The sequence below is a fragment of the Dactylosporangium aurantiacum genome (assembly GCF_000716715.1).
Taxonomy (GTDB): Bacteria; Actinomycetota; Actinomycetes; order Mycobacteriales; family Micromonosporaceae; genus Dactylosporangium; species Dactylosporangium aurantiacum.
This window is the reverse complement of record NZ_JNYJ01000011.1, coordinates 60,836-76,900: the sequence shown is the minus strand read 5'-3', so window position 1 is coordinate 76,900 and position 16,065 is coordinate 60,836. Positions and strand designations below refer to the sequence as shown.

Here is a 16,065-nt window from a genome sequence, read left to right as displayed (position 1 = left end):
CGATGTCGTCGGACCGTGTCGAGATCGACCCGGAAGGGATCATGCGCTCCGGTGACGGGATCCTCACCGCCGCACAGGTGATCCAGCGTGAGATCACCGCGTTCCAGGGTGAGCTCGCGGCGTACGGCGAGCCGTGGGGCACCGACGACGTCGGGTCGCTCATCGGGATGGTGTACGGCGTGATCAGCGACCTCGCGTTCGAGACGTACACCGGCAACACCGACGAGATCGGGCAGATCGGCGCCCTGACCCGCCGGATGGGTGAGAACTACGTGGAGACGGAGACCGGCAACCGCACCGACCTCAACTCCTACAAGCAGGCGCTCGGGGGTGGATGATGGGGCTGCAGCTGCCCGGTGAGCTGGTCTCGCTGCTGGCCATGCTCGGCTACAGCTGGCCGGAGGCCGACGAGACGAAGCTGTTCGAGATGGCCGGGGCGTGGATGGCGTTCCCGGACCGGGTCACCAGCGGCCTCGCCGACGCCGACGCCGCCGCGCAGCGGGTGTGGACCGCCAACCACGACAGCGCCGTCGAGGCGTTCCGCGCGTCGTGGCAGCAGGGGGACTCGGCGCGGGCCAACCTGGAGGACGGCGCGACCGCGGCGCACCTCATCGGCGCCGGCCTGATGATCTGCGCCGGCATCGTGCTCGCCTTGAAGATCAACGTGATCGTCCAGCTGGTCCTGCTCGCGATCGAGATCGCGCAGGCCATCGCGACCGCCGTCGCCACGTTCGGCGCGTCGCTGCTGGAGATACCGATCTTCAAGCTGCTCACGCAGGTCGTCATCGACCAGCTCATCGACCTCGCGCTGAACGCGGTGCTGGGTGGTTAGACGGCGCGGCGGGGGCCGCAGCGGCGTGTTCCAGCCGGTCGAGAAGTGGCTGCGGGCGCGGCTGCGGCACCCCCGGTACCAGCACGTCTTCCGCGGCCACGTGGTGCGCAAGCCGCACGGGCTGCGCGGCTCCGGCTACCACCACCGGCACAACGGCTGGAACCCGCCGGGTGCCCGGGTGCGCCGCGACGCCGACGGGATGGAGCTCATCCTGGAGCGCAACCCGTCCGGCACGTACCGGGCCCGGGTCGACGTGCAGGCCGCCGACGGCACCTGGCACCCGAAGGACGGCTCGAGCACGTTCTTCCCCGACAACTGGCACCCCCAGCGCGTCGAGAACGCGATCAAGGACGCCTTCGCGAACCGTACGCCGCACCCGACGAACCCGCGGCGCTGGCGCGGGCAGTCCGACGGGCTGGTCATCGAGGGCAGCTACGATAACTTCCCGACGACCACGTCGTGGAACTCGGCCTGGCCGATCAACTAGCCGATCAACGAGTCTCCTGAACCTTTGACGCAGACGGGTGCACGCATGCGCGACCGGATCACCTTCAGCCGCGACCAGTACGGCGCACCGTCCGCCAAGACCGACACCGGCCACTTCAACCTGCTCGCCGGCCAGCTGATCAGCGACATCATCAACTACGCGCCTGACCTGCTGCAGCTGCTCGACAAGATCGACCGGGTGCGCACCGGCCAGTCGCCGGTCGAGGAGTACGAGGGCAACTCCGCGCTGTTCCAGGCCACCCCCGACGGGGTGCTGGTCGCCGACCTCGAGGACGACGGCGACTCGGCCACGTACACGTTCGACGAGGCCCGCGCGGCGATCCTGCAGTACCTGGACTTCCTCGCCCCGTCCGCGGCGCAGAAGCAGGACGCCGTCGCCCGCTGGGAGGCCGAGTCCGGCCGCGCCTACCCGCACCGCGCCGAGCTCGGCCTGAGCTGACACCCGCCCCACCCCTGACGGCACCGGCGGCCGCCGCCGGACCGGTTCACAGGGTGCGGGCCAGGTCGCCGGCGAGGTCCCGCACCACGGCGAGGAAGGCGGCGACGGCCGGCGGCAGCGGCCCGTCGCGGCGCACCACGACCAGCCGGCGGCCGAACCGGCCCTCGGCGACGTCGCGGACCGCCACCGCCGGGTCCGCCGCCGGGTCCGCCGGCAGCACCAGGGCCGGCAGCAGGGCGACCGCCGCGGCCGCCCGCACCAGGCCGAGCTGGACGTCGGCGTCGTTGGAGCGGTGCCGGACGTCCGGCTCGTAGCCGCCGACCAACCGGCAGTTGCCGACGACCATGTCGTGGTGGCCCGTACCGACGTCGGAGGCGACCCACACGTCGTGCCGCAGCGCGGCCAGGGCGACCGGCCCGCCGGGCGCGGCGAGACGGTGCCCGGCCGGCAGGACCACCCGCACCGGCTCCTCCAGCAGGACCTCGAACCGCAGCCCGGCCGGCCGGGGCCGCGGATGGCCGTCGTACTCGTCGCTGACCACCAGGTCGACCGCGCCGAGCCGCAGCCCCGGCAGCGCCTGTTCGAGCTCCACCTCGGAGATCTCGGTGCGCACCTGCGGGTGCCCGGCCGCCATGCGGGCGACCGCGGGGACCAGCAGCCGCCGCGCCGCCGACTGCAGGCCGCCGGCGCGGACCGTGCCGCGCACCGTGCCGCCCAGCGCGGCGAGGTCCGCCGTGGCCGCCTCGGCCGCCGCCAGCAGGACCCGGGCGTGCGCGGCGAGCAGCCGCCCGGCGTCGGTGAGCCGCACCCCGCGCCCGGCCTTCTCCAGCAGCCGCGTGCCGGTCTCCCGCTCCAGGACGCTGAGCTGCTGCGACACCGATGACGGGCTGTAGCCGAGCGCGACGGCGACCGCGCCGAGGGTGCCGCGCTCCTCCACCTCGCGCAGCAGCCGCAGCCGGCGCAGATCCAGCGTGACCATGCACAAAATCTAACCGGTCAGCTCCAAGAATCGTCGCTGGATTCGACGGGTACGCCCACCGATGCTGAACGGCATGGGTCCCGCACTGTGCCTGCTGTCGGCCGCCTGCTTCGGCGCACTGCCGATCTTCGGCAAGTTCGCGTACGCCGCCGGCGTCACCCCGGCGACGCTGCTGCTCGTCCGCTTCGCCCTCGCCGCCGCGATCCTGGGCGCGCTGCTGCTGCTGCGCCCGGGCCTGCGGCGCACCGCGGACGGCCCGGTCCGGCTCACGCCCGGGCTGGTCCTCACCGGGCTCGGCCTCGGCGCCGTCGGCTACGCCACCCAGGCCGGCCTGTACTTCGCCGCCCTGCGGCGGATGGACGCCTCGCCGCTGTCGCTCATCCTGTACACGTACCCGCTGCTGGTCACCGTCGCCGCCGTGCTGCTGCGCCGGGACCGGCTGACCCGGGCCCGCGCCGCGGCGCTCACCGCCGCCTCCGCCGGCACGCTGCTGGTCCTGCTCGGCACCGGCGGCGCCGACTTCGACCCGCTCGGCGCCGTCCTCGGGTTCGGCGCCGCGGCGACGTACACCGGGTACATCCTCGTCGCCGACACCGTCGTGCACCGGCTGCCACCGGTCCTGCTGTCGGCCCTGGTCATGGCGGGCGCCGCGGTCACCCTGACCGGCCACGCCCTCATCACCGGCGGCCCCGGCCCCGGCGCCGGCCCGCGCGCCTGGCTGTGGCTGGCGTGCATCGCGGTGGTCTCCACGGTCGCCGCGACCCTGACCTTCTTCGCCGGACTGCGCCGCACCGGCCCGTCGACCGCCGCGATCCTGTCCACCTTCGAGCCGGTCGTCACCACCGCCCTGGCCGCGCTGACGCTGCACGAGTCGCTCACCCCGGTGCAGCTCGCCGGCGGCCTGCTCGTCCTGGCCTCGGCCGCGGTGCTGCAGCTGCGCCGCACCGCGGCCGTCCCGGTGGCCGCCCCGGTGGCACCGCCGGGCCACCGGGACGGCGCGGCACCGGCCCCTCAGCCCGCGACGCAGGTGTAGACACCTCCGCCGACCCCGACCCCGTCGGCCAGGAGACCGAAGCCGATGGTGACCGCGTGCGGGCCCGGGGTGGCCGGCGTGTAGGTGATGACGACGTTGCCGGCGGCGTCGGTGGGCGCGACCACCTTCGGGCCGTTGTCGATCCGGTACGAGTACGACACCACCCCCGGCACGTATGACGTCACCACGAACACCCCGGGGGTGCCGGCGGCCGCGCCGAGCGGGCCACCGATCGGGCACTGCTCGGACGTGACGATCGGCGCGCCGCGCGGGTTGACGACGGCCGAGCTCTTCTCGGACCTGGTGCCGTCGGCGCTCCGGCCGGCGACGTGCAGGTCGGATCCGCCGCCGGACTCGTTCACCAGCCGCCGCATCGGGGTCGTGGTCCTCGATCGTCGGCGCGTCGGACGCGACCCGGTACTCGTACAGCGCGACGCCGGACGGCCTGGCGCAGTCGGCGACGAAGAGCTCCGGCACCCGCACGGCCGCCGAGGTGACGCTGAGACCGGCGTACGCCGACAGGTCGAACGTGGAGTAGGAGCCGGCGCGTGCCGCCCGCACGTCCATAATGGACATTCAACTCGATCGCGGCGGCGGCGGCGTTGCGACGGCGTGGTCCGGCGGCGCCACCCTCGACCACCGGATCCCCGCCGGTGACGCCGGCCGCGGGCCCGGCACCGAGGCATCCCTAAACATGATTCGTATGATGTATGCTGTCCCGCCATGTAAGGGTGTCGATTGGTGCCCGGGGTCCGCCGCCACGCCCGCGCACCGCGTCCCTGACCACACGACGCCGGCACCGGTTCCGTGGCGAGCGAAAGGAGCAGTAGGTGAACGCAGCCTCACCCCCGCGACGGTTGCTGACGGCAGCCGCGGTGCTCGTCTGCGCCGCGGCGACGGTCACGGTCGCCACGCAGGCGCCGGCCGCCGGCGCCACCCAGGCGACCCTGTACGTCGCCCCCACCGGTGACGACGCCGCCGCCGGCACGATCTCCGCGCCGCTGCGGACCCTGCAGCGCGCGCGGGACGTCGTGCGCACCATGAACGCGAACATGACCGGCGACATCATCGTGTACCTGCGCGGCGGCACCTACCCGGTGAGCAGCACCGTCGAGTTCGGCCCCGGTGACAGCGGGACCAACGGCAACCGGGTCGTCTACGCCGCGTACCAGAACGAGACGCCGGTCCTCGACGCCGGTGTCCCGGTCACCGGCTGGACCCAGCACAGCGGCAACATCTGGAAGGCGCCGCTGGACCGGTCCACCAAGCTGCGCGCGCTGTACGTCAACGGCAAGCGGGCGTTCATGGCGTCCAAGACGATCAACTCCGCGGGCTGCTACGGCACGTACACCGTCACCGCCGGGCAGGCCGCCTGGGCGTGGGAGTCCGGGTCGCAGTGCGACGGCGCCAAGTACAGCCTGTCGGACCTGCCGGCCGTCTCCCGCAACCAGGACGACCTGGAGATCGAGACGGGCACGACCTGGACCACCGCCGTCGTCAGCGTCCGCCAGGTGACGACCAGTTCCGACGGCGCCAACCGGGTCGCGCTGTTCCAGCAGCCCGGCGCCGCCATCGCCCAGGGCGCGTTCAACGGCAACGCCCAGATCGGCGGCTCGCACAAGCTCATGAACGCCTACGAGTTCCTGGACAGCCCCGGCGAGTTCTACTTCGACCGGGCCGCCAAGACGGTCTACTACTACAAGGCGAGCAGCGAGAACATGTCGACCGCGGCGGTCGTCGCCCCGAACGGCGTGACCACCGCGCTGCGCGTGGCCGGCACGTCGACGAGCAGCCACGCGCGCAACATCACGTTCTCGGGTCTGACGGTGCAGCACTCCGACTGGAACCTGTTCAACGTCGCCGGCTCCTCGTTCAAGCAGGCGCAGCAGGGCAACCTCGGCGCGACCGCGTACGCGCGGCAGAACTTCCACGCGTACTACTACCGCAACGTCGACGTCACCCCGGCCATGGTCCAGATCCAGAACGCCGACGGGATCCTGTTGCAGCGCAACCGGATCCAGCACACCGGCGCCGACGGCATCAGCATGGTCAACGACGTGCAGGGCTCGCAGCTCATCGGCAACGTCACCAACGACATCGCCGGCAGCGCCATCGACATCGGCCACCCGCAGCACGTGTACATCGGCGACGGCACCTCGACCAACCGCGAGAAGTACTCCCCGCAGGTCGAAGGGCTCACGAAGAACATCGACATCAAGAACAACTACCTGTACGACAGCGCCGTGCTGTTCAACGGGCACAGCCCCATCTCCGCCTACTTCACCGACACCCTGACCGTCCAGCACAACCGGATCGAGAAGGCGCCGTGGGCGGGCATCACCCTCGGCTGGGGGTGGTGGAACTTCGACGGCTCATCGGGCTCGATCGCGCCGAACCGGCCGACGACGACGGCGCGCAACAACACGATCAGCTACAACCACATCATCGACACGGTGCAGCGCCTCAGCGACACCGCGCCCATCTACACCCTCGGCGCCCAGCCGGGCACCACGGTCACGAACAACTACCTGCAGGGCGTCCCGTCCGGCCACAAGTACGGGCTGCACCCGGACGAGGGATCGGCGTACATCACCTTCCGCGACAACGTGCTCAGCGTCGACAAGAACGTCACGTGGCTCATCAACTCCGACGACTTCGGACGCAAGCACGACCTGAGCATCACGCAGACGTACGGCCCCATCAACAAGGTGTCGAACAAGAACCTGCCCAACAGCACGATCCAGGACATCATCGTCTCCTCCGACTACGTGTGGCCGGCCGCCGCGTACGCCATCGCCGCGGGCTCCGGGCTGGAGGACGCGTACCGCGACCTGGCAGCGGTGACGCCGGACTACGTCCTGCCGGCGAGCACGTGGGTCAACAGCACGACGGCGACCGTGCCGGTGCGCAGTACCGGCGACGCGTCGAAGACGATCTGGCTGGCGCCCTCCGGCACCACCACGTTCACCGCCGGAGCGACGATGACCCGGGCGACCGGCACCGCCACGTCCATCGCCGTGCCGGCGACCGCGGGCGACTACCGCCTCTACGTCCTCGACGCGCAGGGCAACCGGTCCGCCGAGTCCGCCTCGCTGGTGCGGCAGCAGGCCGGCGGCGGCAGCAGCCAGCAGAACGTGCAGATCGTCGGCGCCCAGTCCGGCCGCTGCGCCGACGTGCCCGGCTCGGCCGCCAACGGCACGCAGGTCCAGCTGTGGGACTGCTCCGGCGGGACGAACCAGCGGTGGACGTACACCAGCGGCAAGCAGCTGACCATGTCCGGCACCCGGTGCCTGGACGCGTCCGGCGCCGGCACCACGAACGGCACCCAGGTCATCGTCTGGGACTGCCACGGCGCCGCCAACCAGCAGTGGAACGTCAACTCCAACGGCACCATCACCAACGTCCAGTCGGGGCTGTGCCTCGACGCCAACGGTGCCGCCACCGCGAACGGCACGAAGCTCATCCTCTGGTCGTGCAACGGCGGCACGAACCAGCGGTGGAGCCTGCGCAGCTGACCGGGCGCGCCCGGGGGCCGGTGTCCGCGCCGGCCCCCGGGCGCCATCGCACCGCCGGTCCCCCGCCGCCGCCGTCGCGCGGCCGGCGCGTCAGCCGGCCCGGACCATCGGGAACGGCGCGACGGCGGCGCAGGGGTCCGGCTCGGCGAGCGCGATCTCCGCGGTCAGCGTCGTGCCGTGCGCCGGCGGGCTGACGACGCTGAGCCGGCCGCCCAGCGCCTCGACACGGTCGCGCAGGCCGACCAGGCCCGTGCCGCCGTCCAGCCTGGCCCCGCCCACACCGTCGTCGCGCACCGACAGCCAGACCCGCCGCTCGTCCGCGCCGACCGTCACGCTGGCGGTCGACGCGTGCGCGTGCTTGGCGATGTTGGTCAGCGCCTCCGAGACCACGTAGTACACGGCCACCTCCACCCGCTCGGGCAGCCGGCGGTCGACCTGCAGCCGCAGGTCGACCGGCACGGTGCTGCGCCGCACCAGCGTGCGCAGCATCGGGCAGATCCCGCCCTGGGTGAGCAGGGCCGGGTGGATGCCGCGGGCGAGGTCGGTCATGCACTCGTGGATCTCGGTGAGGTTCCGCACGGTCTCGGACAGCAGGCGCCCCGCCGCCGCCGGGTCGTCCAGCACCGAGTCCTGCGCCATGCGCAGCCGCAGGGCGAGCGCGACGATGCGCTGCTGCGGCCCGTCGTGCAGGTCGCGTTCGATGCGGCGCCGCGCGTCGTCGGCGGCGGCGACGAGACGGCCGCGGGACGCGATGAGGCGGGCGCGGTTCTCGGTGCTGGCGATGGCGGCGGCGACGAGCTCGGTGAAGTCGCCGAGGCGCTGCTCAGCGTCGGCGGGCACCGGCTCCGGCCTGACGGACAGCACGAGCATGATCCCCCAGAGCTCGCCGTCGACCACGATCGGCACGCCGAGACCCCGTCGGACCCCGCGGGCCCGCAGCCGCTCGGCGATCGGCCCGGTGGCGGTGTCGTAGTCGATCTGCGCCGTGCGGCGGGTCCGCAGGATCATGCCGGCGATGTTCTCCCCCGTGATCGGCAGGCTCGGGTGATCGGGCATCAGCCGCCCGCCGGTGTCGCGCTCGGAGACCGCTGTGACGGTGCGGTCCGGCTCGTACCGCATCAGCGCCGTGTGGAAGCCTTGGAACAAGCGGTGCAGCTCGGCCGTCACCGCCGCGAACACCTCCCGGGGCGGGCTGCCGGTGGCGACCAACGTGGCCACCCGCCGCAGCGCCGCCTGCTCGGCCAGCAGCGCCTGGGTGGCCTGCTGGCTGGCGCGCAGGGTGCCGATGAGCTCGTGGCGGTCGACGGCGATGTGGACGATCTCGTCCAGCACGGGGCCCAGCCGGTCGCGGAGGCGTTCCAGTGTCTCCGGCGGGGTGGTGTCCGGGACGACGAGCCGCACCCGGCCGCGCCCCTTGCCGGCGAGTTCGAGCACGGTCGCGCCGGCGATCTTCGCCTCGCCCGGCGCGGCGCCAATCTCGATCGCCACGGGGGACAGGCCCAGCCAGGCCGCGAGACACCGCGATCCGGCCCGGAGCCCGGAGGCCAGCTCGTCCTCGGCGAGGACGCGGCGGGCGAACTCGGAGGCAAAGTCTCCCTCCGCCGCCCGCTGCCGTGCCTCCGCCGCACGCGTCCGGGCGACGTCGGCCAGCCCACCGCTGGCCAGCGCCACGAGCCCGAAGGTCACGGCCCGCTGGAGATCCTGCGACGTGCTCAGGTGCAGCCCGAGCGGCGAGATGTAGATGAAGTTGAACACCAGCGTGCTGGCCAGCGCGACGCCGATGCCGAGCCGGGCGCCCCACACGGCCGTCAACGCCACCACGCCGAGGATGTAGATGACGGCGATCGGCGGTCGCTGCGGATCAGCGGCGTGCAGCAGCGCCAGGCCCACCGTCTCGACGGCGACGACCACCACGGCGACGATGACGCCGACGAAGAGCGGCGGCGGCTTCTCCGGCAGCAACAATGTGATGAGCCGGTGCTGGACACCCTTCGTCACCGTCATGCGCCTTCCCGGTCGGCGGGGTCGTGGATCGGGACTGGGCCGTGTCCGCATCCGTCCGGCATGCACACGTCCGACCGTTCGCCTGCTGCCCGACCCCCAACACCACCCGATCCGGGTGACCTGCCCCCGGCCGCAGGCGCGCGCCGGGCGCCACCGCCCTCACGGCTCGCCGAGCGGCAGGTCGGCCTGCAGGCGGGTGCCCCGGCCGGCCGGGCTCTCGATGGTCAGCTTGCCGCCGAGCGCCTCGGCCCGGTCGATCAGTCCGGTGAGGCCGGTGCCGCGTTTCGGGTCGGCGCCCCCGACGCCGTCGTCGCTCACCGTCAGGCGCAGGTAGTCGTCCAGGACCCGCACGGCGACGTGGACGAGCGTGGCCTGGGCGTGCTTCGCGGCGTTCGTCAGCGCCTCCGTCACCATGTAGTACGCGCCGACCTCGACCGGCTCCGGCAGCCGCCCCTCCACCTGGACGTCCAACTCCACCGGGATGGCCGCCCGGCGGGCCAGCCCGCCGAGGGCGGGTCGCAGGCCGCCCCCGACGAGGATCGCCGGGTGGACGCCGCGGGACAGCTCCCGCACGTCGTTGACCGCGCCGCTGAGCCCTTCGGCGAGGCCGACCAGCTCCTCGCGCAGCTCCGGCAGGTCCGGCGGCACGGTCGCCTCGATCCTGCGCACGTCGAGCCCCAGCGAGATGAGCCGCTGCTGGATGCCGTCGTGCAGGTCGCGCTCGAGCCGGCGGCGGGTCTGGTCGGCGGCGAGCACGAGCCGCGCCCGCGACGCCACGAGGTTGGCGCTGTCCACGAGCACCACCGCCTGGCGGACGATCAGCAGCCCGATGACCGCGGTCACGGCGACGACCTCGACGCTGTCCATCCCGATGTCCCGGACGAGCTGCACGACCAGCAGCACGACCGTCCCGGCGACCGGCACGTACGGCAGCAGCAGGTGACCCCAGTGCGCGTGCGGGCACGCGGGCCAGCGCCGCCCCTCCCGCGCCGGCGTGAGCGCGGCGACGGCGATCAGCGCGAACCCCGCCACGAACCCGGAGTTGGCCAGCGGCGACATGCTGTTCGCGCCCTTGGTCACCAGGTAGGCGAAGACCGTGTCGGAGAACGACAGCGAGCACAGCCCGGCGCCGAGCAGGACCAGCTGGAACCGGTTCGGCGCGGTCGCCGTCGTGGTGACCAGCAGGACGATCATGATGGTGAGCAGCAGGTCGGTGACCGGGTAGGCGATCGCGACCGAGTAGGCGAGCGGGGTGGCCGCGCCGGTGCGCACCACCGCCCCGAGCGCGGTGGCCCAGGCGAGCGCGAACAGCGCCCCCACGACCATGAGCCCGTCGAGCACGATCAGCAGGTTGCGCTGCCGCCGCGGCGGGCCGTGCGTCGGCCGGTCCGCGGCCAGGACGATGATCGCCAGGAGCGCGAACCCCGGCATCGTGAGGTACCCGGCGTCCGCGTACGACGGGCTCGGCAGCCCGGCGTGGTTGACCAGCCGGTACCAGGTCCAGAAGAACTGCCCGACCATCCAGCCGCAGGCCCCGGCGCCCATCCACACCCGCCACCACCGCTGACCGCCGGTGTGCCGGCCGGCGGTGGTCCAGCAGGCGACGGTCGCCGCCAGCGCGGCCGTGAACTGGCCGACGTCGTCGAGGAACGGCGACCACCGCCGGCCCAGCAGCCCCGAACTGGCCAAGCCGACAACGGCGACCACCGACACGGCGGCGACGGCGAGCGGGGTCGGCGAGGGTCTGTGCAGCAAAATGGGTTGATCCTGACCAAAAGCGGATCAGAACGACATGCGCTTACGCTACCGCGTCCACCGCGCCGCGAACCGTCGCGGGGGTACCGCCACCATCCCCGGTTTCACCCCGCCCGCACCCGCCGCGACATCGGTGGTGTGAACCCCGCCGCCGTGGGAAGAGCGCGGGAAGCCCACCGCTCCGGCACCGGCCGGCCCGAGGACGACGAGGAGGCTGCCATGGTGACCACCAAGCACTGGAATGTCGACGTCTCCATCGGTGAGGACGACGGCCGCACGTACGCCGAGGCCCGCCTGGAGGCCGGCGACGCGACCCAGCTTCGCGGGTACGGCGAGGCGCGCCTGAACCCCGCGGACGAGGACGTCCCGGAGATCGGCGACGAGCTGGCCGTGGCGCGGGCGCTGTCCGACCTCGGGCACCGCGTGCTGGTCGCGGCCGCGACCGACATCCAGGCCACGTCCGGCGAGCCGGTACACCTGGCCGGGTGAGCCGCGGGCGGCGGACGGCGCCGCCCGCGCGTGAGCGGAAGCCCAACCCCTGGAGCATCCTAGGACATTCGCGGCACCGCCTGGCGCGCCGCGCGGCGGGCCGGGCAGGCCGCGGCGTTCACCGGCGCCTGAGCCGGGTATCAGCCGGCGGTGGGGCGGCGACGGCGTCGCCCCACCGCCGCGGTCGCCCTCCTGGCGGCACGAAGGCGGACACCGTCGAGGAGGTACGGCATGCCGGAGCAGGACGACGCGATCGCCGAGCTGCGGCGCCGGGTGCGGGACCTGGAGGACCGGCTCGCCATCATGCAGATCCTCGCCACGTACGGTCCCGCCGTCGACAGCGGCTCCGCGGGCCCGGCCGCGCAGCTGTGGACCGACGACGGCGTCTACGACACCTACCCGGCGGTGCTGCACGGCCGCGCGGCCATCGCGGCCATGGTGGACGGCGAGCTGCACCAGCGGCTCATCCACGCCGGCGCCGCGCATCTGCAGGGCCTGCCGCACGTGGAGGTGGCCGGCGACCGGGCCGTCGCCACCGCCTACTCGCAGCTGGTGCTCCGCGACGACACGACCGACAGCTTCCGGATCTGGCGTACGGGCGCCAACCGCTGGCAGTTCGTCCGCACCGCGCGGGGCTGGCAGGTCACCCACCGGGTCAACCGCCAGCTCGACGGCGGCGCCGAGGCCCGGGACCTGCTCAGCGCGGCGCTCGACGAGGGCCACGCCCAGGAGGGTGGCTGACGGGCGGGTGCCGGGATGCGATGTCTCGCCCCTCGGCCGCCGCCCGGCGGCGCGGCGCGGAGGGCACCCCTGCTAGCTGGTATGTGCGGGTGCGGAAACCCGCACTCGGACAGTCTTGCTGGCGCCGAGGCCGTCACCCAACGGTACGAGGGACGGTGGATACAGACCCATTCGATACCCCTTGAACAGGTGATCCCCATGACGACTTGCCCGGTCGATCCGCTGCTGAGCATGGCCCTGTTCGTCTCCGACGCTTCCGCATTCAGCGACCTTGACGACACCACTGTTCGCGAAACCGTTCACCGCACCCTCGGACAGCTCGGTGCGGACGAGTGCTACGCCCGCGCCGCCGAGGTGTTCGGCGACCGGCCCGAGATCGCACAGGGCCGGATCCAGTGGGCCCGCGAGCTGTGCGCCCGGGCCATGGCGCCCGCGCTGGCCGGCGCCGCCGCCTGACGGTCCGGCCCGGCCCGCCAGCCGCGCCACCTCGCACCACACATCAATACGCACACCACACGAAGGCCAGCTGAGCTGGCCTTTCGCATGTGCCGGGACGGTGGTCAGGGGGTCACCGGCTCGGGGTACACCGGTGCGGCCCAGCGGCGCCGCGCACCACTGAGCGCCAGACCGGCGGCGACGCACGCCCCCGTGGTCAGCACGCCCGCCAGGACGAGGGTCTGGCGCGGACCGACCCACTCGGAGAGCCAACCCAGCAGCGGCGCGCCGAGCGCGCCGGCGAGCGAACCCGTCACCGACATGACCCCGAGCATCCGGCCACGCATCCCGGTGTCCGTGTCCAACTGCACCCGGGCCGACACCGTGGTGTCGATCAGCACCGCACCCGCGCCGATCAGCACCATGGCCGCGGCGAAGCTCCACACCCCGCTCGACAGCCCGGAGTACACCTGCAGCAGGCTGGTGACCAGCCCCGCCCCGATCAGCGTCTGATAGCCCAGGTCCGACTGCGAGGCCGCGACGAGCGCGCCGAGCACCGTGCCGGCCGCGAAGCACATGGACAGCAGGCCGTAGCCGGACGCCCCGATGTGCAGGGGACCGTTGCTCATCGCCGCCATCGTCACCTGGTAGTTGCGGCCCAGGCTGCCGAGCACCGTGGCCAGCCCGAGCGTGATCAGCACGACCGGTCGCCGGCGCAGGTACCGCAGACCGGCGCGGACACCGTGGACACCCGCCATCTCGACGTCGTGGACGATCTGCGCCCGGCCGGCGCCGCCGAGGCGGGGCCTGATGGCCAGCAGCGCGACGACCACCCCGAGGAAGCTGACCGCGTTGCCGGCGAACAGGGGCGCCGGCCCGACCGTCGCGGCCGCGACGCCACCCAGCGCCATGCCCAGGATCCGGCCGCACGAGTTGACCAGCGAGCCGAGCGACAGCGCGTTGGTCAGCGCGCCCGGCTCGACGATCGTCGAGCCGAACCGGCCCATCGCCGGCCCCTCGACGGCGTTGACGACACCGCCGAGGACGGAGATGGCGTACACGACCCCGAGCCCACCGACGTGGCTCCACGCCGCCGCGGCGAGCAGCCCGGCGAGGCCGGCGTGGACGAGCTGGGTGCACAGCAGCAGCGGCCGGCCGGGCACGCGGTCGGCGAGCGCACCGGCCCACGGGCTGAGCAGCAGCACCGGCAGTGACTGCAGCAGCAGGGCCACGCCCATCAGGCCCGCGGATCCGGTGGCCTGCAGCACGTACCAGTTGACGGCGAGCGACTGCATCCAGGTGCCGCTGACCGACACGAAGCCGGCGCCCATCCAGATCCGGAAGTTGCGTTCACGCAGGGCGATGAAGAGGGTGCGCAGGTCGTCGTCCGTTCTGTGCAGTCGGACGGCAGCGGCGACCCGCGTGCACCGTCCGTGCCGGTCCCCGGCGTCGGCTACCACACCGAGGCGAGCACCCGGGCAGCGTTATGCCCGAATCACTCCTTCGGTCCGCATATGCTGCAGACGCCTCGGCCGGGACGGCACGCCGGGGGCGACGATCGTGAAGCGCTTCACGTTTCCGCGGAATGCCGCGTATTTCCTGCTCAGTGGCCCTTTGCGCGGTGTCGTGGCGAGGGCGGCCCCGGCACGGGGGTGACCGTGAGCCGCACCCCGACCTCGATCTCGTGGCACGCGTCCGGCCCGCCGAACGGCACCAGGTGTGCCATCAGGACCCGGACGGCGCCGCCGGCCGGCACCGCCGATCGTGAGCAACCTGTGAAGCCCGCGTCGGGTTCCGGTCCGATCCGGGCCGTTCGTGGGTTCTTCATCGGATCCGCACAACCGCCTCCCTAGCCTTGCGCCACCGGATCACCTGCTGTCTCGCCGAAAGGTGACCCTCCGCGCATGTCCCAGCATTCCCCGATCGCGTGGTCCACCGAGGTGCCCGGCACCTCGTGGGACGACGACCTGTTCGCCCGCGGCGGCCACTTCCTGCAGAGCACCCACTGGGCCGCGTTCAACCGGCAGCTCGGCCGGCACCTGTTCTTCGGCCGGGGCCCCGGCTGGCAGTGCTTCGCCATCCTGGAGCGGTCCAACAAGGCGACCCGCCTCTATTGCCCGTACGGCCCGGTCGCGGAAAGCATCGAGAGCTACCAGCACGCGACCGAGGAGCTCAAAGCCCTCGCCCAGCACCAGGGCGCCCTCTTCGTCCGGATGGAGCCGTGGGCCCCGGTGACGAAGGCCGACCTGCGACGGCTCAGACACCGGCCGGCGCTGCGGGAGATCCAGCCGTCACTGGTGCTGCAGCAGGACCTGACCAAGCCCCGCGACCGGCTGCTCAAGGAGATGTCGAAGAACAACCGGCAGCGGTATCGCAACGCCGCCAGGGCAGGCGTCCGCATCGAGGCCAGCCACGACCCCGCCGACGTGGACGCGCTGCTGATGGTCGTCCACGAGGTGGCCGCCCACAACCACATCGTCCAGCACCCCGACGACTACTTCCGCACCATGGCGCGGGTGCTGCTCCCCCGCGACGCGGCCACCCTGTACATCGCCTACCACCACGACGAACCGGTCTCCGCCGCGATCGTCTTCGACAGCCCGACCACCCGCCACGTCGGCCACTCCGGCAGCATGCACGCCCACCGGTACGCCCACCCGGGCGCCATCATGCGCGCCACGATGCTCCTGGACGCCCAGGACCGCGGCCAGAAGATCTTCGACTCCCTCGGCGTGGCACCCCCGGACGAGCCGGACCATCCGTGGGCCGGACTGACGAGGTTCAAGCTGTCCTTCGGCGGCGAGCGGCGGTACTACCTCGGCACCTGGGAGCTGCCGGTGAGCCCGCTGTACCACGCCTACCGGTCGGTCTACCTGGCGTACTCGGCGACCCGCCGCTGACCCCCGGCCCTGCTGTCACCCCGCGGGTTTCCAGGTCCGCGCACCGGTGTTCGAATGAAGCACGCGCCGCCATGCGCTCCACAAAGAATCTTGACTGGACTGTAGACGCCGGGCCAGGCGTCGAGCGAGTCAGCTTTCGTCCGAGGCGTGAACGTTTCGCATGCGACGGAAGGAGCCTCGCAGTGATCGCACATTGGGAGTCGCTGGCAGCACTCGGGTTGCCGCTCTTGCTGGCGCTGGTGCGCTGGATGCGGGAGCGGAGCAGGTTTCGCAGCGCCGAACGGCTGATTCGCGAAGCCCGACCTGGATGGAAAGTGTCTGTTTCGTCGCGAGAGCCGCAATATTCGCTCGAAATGACCGTCGAGAAGCGGACAGGACGCCGCGGGTTGCGCCGGAACCGGCGGCGCGCGGCGCGGCAAATACGATGATGGATGCC

Annotated in this window: 16 protein-coding genes; 11 read left to right on the top strand and 5 right to left on the bottom strand. The window is 72.7% G+C overall.

Annotation, left to right across the window (positions count from 1 at the left end; genetic code table 11):
• The first annotated feature begins 2 nt into the window (after positions 1-2).
• From OP18_RS14910 to OP18_RS14895, 4 genes are read left to right on the top strand one after another with little or no spacing between them, the layout of a single operon-like run.
• Positions 3-338, top strand: coding sequence for a hypothetical protein (locus OP18_RS14910; RefSeq protein ID WP_033359474.1), 336 nt, complete (start codon positions 3-5; stop codon positions 336-338).
• Positions 335-832 (top strand): WXG100-like domain-containing protein, encoded by a 498-nt coding sequence (locus OP18_RS14905; RefSeq protein WP_313900921.1) that lies wholly within the window; start codon positions 335-337, stop codon positions 830-832. The genes OP18_RS14910 and OP18_RS14905 overlap by 4 nt, the downstream gene beginning before the upstream one ends.
• Positions 825-1,319 (top strand): EndoU domain-containing protein, encoded by a 495-nt coding sequence (locus tag OP18_RS14900; protein WP_081970763.1) that lies wholly within the window; start codon positions 825-827, stop codon positions 1,317-1,319. The genes OP18_RS14905 and OP18_RS14900 overlap by 8 nt, the downstream gene beginning before the upstream one ends.
• Positions 1,320-1,364: 45 nt before the next feature.
• The gene (locus tag OP18_RS14895) at positions 1,365-1,778 is read left to right on the top strand and encodes a hypothetical protein (protein ID WP_033359471.1); all 414 of its coding nucleotides are present in this window, start codon (positions 1,365-1,367) and stop codon (positions 1,776-1,778) included.
• Positions 1,779-1,824: 46 nt separating this feature from the next.
• Here OP18_RS14895 and OP18_RS14890 read toward each other — a convergent pair whose 3' ends face one another.
• Entirely contained in the window at positions 1,825-2,757 is a 933-nt protein-coding gene (locus OP18_RS14890) for a LysR family transcriptional regulator (protein WP_033359470.1), read from the bottom strand.
• A gap of 73 nt (positions 2,758-2,830) precedes the next feature.
• Here OP18_RS14890 and OP18_RS14885 point away from each other — a divergent pair, with 73 nt between their 5' ends.
• Entirely contained in the window at positions 2,831-3,790 is a 960-nt protein-coding gene (locus OP18_RS14885; protein WP_081970788.1) for a DMT family transporter, read from the top strand.
• Here OP18_RS14885 and OP18_RS14880 read toward each other — a convergent pair.
• Complete coding sequence (locus OP18_RS14880) at positions 3,769-4,164, bottom strand: hypothetical protein (protein WP_033359469.1); 396 nt, start codon at positions 4,162-4,164, stop codon at positions 3,769-3,771. The two genes, OP18_RS14885 and OP18_RS14880, sit on opposite strands and share 22 nt — an antisense overlap.
• Positions 4,165-4,620: 456 nt before the next feature.
• Here OP18_RS14880 and OP18_RS14875 point away from each other — a divergent pair, with 456 nt between their 5' ends.
• The gene (locus OP18_RS14875; protein ID WP_052386740.1) at positions 4,621-7,305 is read left to right on the top strand and encodes an RICIN domain-containing protein; all 2,685 of its coding nucleotides are present in this window, start codon (positions 4,621-4,623) and stop codon (positions 7,303-7,305) included.
• 90 nt (positions 7,306-7,395) lie between these two features.
• Here OP18_RS14875 and OP18_RS14870 read toward each other — a convergent pair whose 3' ends face one another.
• Positions 7,396-9,309, bottom strand: coding sequence for a sensor histidine kinase (locus OP18_RS14870; RefSeq protein WP_052386739.1), 1,914 nt, complete (start codon positions 9,307-9,309; stop codon positions 7,396-7,398).
• 159 nt (positions 9,310-9,468) lie between these two features.
• Positions 9,469-11,064, bottom strand: coding sequence for a sensor histidine kinase (locus OP18_RS52500; RefSeq protein WP_052386738.1), 1,596 nt, complete (start codon positions 11,062-11,064; stop codon positions 9,469-9,471).
• A 219-nt stretch (positions 11,065-11,283) separates the two neighbouring features.
• Between OP18_RS52500 and OP18_RS14855 the strand changes: the two genes are divergently transcribed.
• The 3 genes from OP18_RS14855 to OP18_RS14845 all read left to right on the top strand — a co-directional run bounded on the left by OP18_RS14855 (position 11,284) and on the right by OP18_RS14845 (position 12,750).
• A complete protein-coding gene (locus OP18_RS14855) occupies positions 11,284-11,553 on the top strand; it encodes a DUF1876 domain-containing protein (protein ID WP_033359467.1) in 270 nt (89 codons plus the stop codon).
• A gap of 231 nt (positions 11,554-11,784) precedes the next feature.
• Positions 11,785-12,294 (top strand): nuclear transport factor 2 family protein, encoded by a 510-nt coding sequence (locus OP18_RS14850; protein ID WP_033359466.1) that lies wholly within the window; start codon positions 11,785-11,787, stop codon positions 12,292-12,294.
• A gap of 231 nt (positions 12,295-12,525) precedes the next feature.
• Positions 12,526-12,750, top strand: coding sequence for a hypothetical protein (locus OP18_RS14845; protein WP_156089529.1), 225 nt, complete (start codon positions 12,526-12,528; stop codon positions 12,748-12,750).
• Positions 12,751-12,854: 104 nt separating this feature from the next.
• On the opposite strand, the gene OP18_RS14840 is transcribed toward OP18_RS14845, so the two are convergent.
• The gene (locus OP18_RS14840; protein WP_245635386.1) at positions 12,855-14,189 is read right to left on the bottom strand and encodes an MFS transporter; all 1,335 of its coding nucleotides are present in this window, start codon (positions 14,187-14,189) and stop codon (positions 12,855-12,857) included.
• 444 nt (positions 14,190-14,633) lie between these two features.
• Here OP18_RS14840 and OP18_RS14835 point away from each other — a divergent pair, with 444 nt between their 5' ends.
• Both OP18_RS14835 and OP18_RS58630 read left to right on the top strand, forming a co-directional pair.
• A complete protein-coding gene (locus OP18_RS14835; protein ID WP_052386736.1) occupies positions 14,634-15,629 on the top strand; it encodes a lipid II:glycine glycyltransferase FemX in 996 nt (331 codons plus the stop codon).
• Between the two features lie 182 nt (positions 15,630-15,811).
• The gene (locus OP18_RS58630) at positions 15,812-16,057 is read left to right on the top strand and encodes a hypothetical protein (protein WP_162189797.1); all 246 of its coding nucleotides are present in this window, start codon (positions 15,812-15,814) and stop codon (positions 16,055-16,057) included.
• The last annotated feature ends 8 nt before the right edge of the window (positions 16,058-16,065 follow it).